The sequence below is a fragment of the Pseudomonas psychrophila genome, assembly GCF_001043005.1.
Classification (GTDB): Bacteria; Pseudomonadota; Gammaproteobacteria; order Pseudomonadales; family Pseudomonadaceae; genus Aquipseudomonas; species Aquipseudomonas psychrophila.
On the sequence record NZ_JYKZ01000057.1, the window covers coordinates 1 to 703 of the forward strand.

The window sequence follows — 703 nt, forward strand, 5'->3', positions numbered from 1 at the left end:
CGGCAGGCGCAGGCGTTGTTCACCGGGGAGGGCGTCGAGCACCTCAGGCGGCAGACCACGGCTTTCGGGGCCGAAGATAAAAGCGTCACCTTCGGCAAAGGCGGCATCGTGGAACGGTCGCGAGCCTTTGGTCGTGAAGGCGAACAGACGCGGGTGGCCGAGGCTTTCAAGGCAGCTGGCAAGGTCGGCATGGCGCTTGAGCGGTGCATACTCGTGGTAGTCGAGTCCCGCCCGGCGCAAGCGCTTGTCGTCAAGCTCAAAGCCGATGGGCTCAATCAAATGCAGGTGGCAGCCGCTGTTGGCGCACAGCCTGATAACGTTGCCGGTATTCGGCGGAATTTCTGGTTGGAAAAGGATGACGTGAAACATGCACGGCTCCGAACTTAAAGATAGGCAGCATTCTACGCCTGAAGAGGACCCGAGACCGAAACTATGGCCACGTGTTTTAGGTTCGCTGGCGATTGTCGGTCTGATGGTGGGCATGATGATCGGGCGATTGACCCAACCCGAGCCTATTGAACTGCAACAAGTGGAGGTGCTGCCGGGGGCTTTGGTGGTGTGGTTCAGTGCTGAGCCCAAGCTCCATGGTGAGTGGGTCGACGGCACATTGGGGCTGTTGTTTGATGCACGGGCCAAGCCGCAACACGGTCAGTTCCAGCTTAACGGCAAGGCGCTGAACTGGCGGGTTCGGGGGACTGATGGC

2 protein-coding genes are annotated in these 703 nt (G+C 60.0%); one reads left to right on the top strand and one right to left on the bottom strand.

Annotated features, from left to right (window positions below; genetic code table 11):
- Window positions 1-369, bottom strand: a 369-nt coding sequence (locus TU76_RS24030) for a tRNA (cytidine(34)-2'-O)-methyltransferase (RefSeq protein ID WP_048352653.1), incomplete at its 3' end; no start/stop codon positions are given.
- On the opposite strand from TU76_RS24030, the gene TU76_RS24035 reads away from it, so the two are divergent.
- Window positions 368-703: hypothetical protein (locus TU76_RS24035; protein WP_048352654.1), on the top strand; the 336-nt coding region annotated here is incomplete at its 3' end. The two genes, TU76_RS24030 and TU76_RS24035, sit on opposite strands and share 2 nt — an antisense overlap.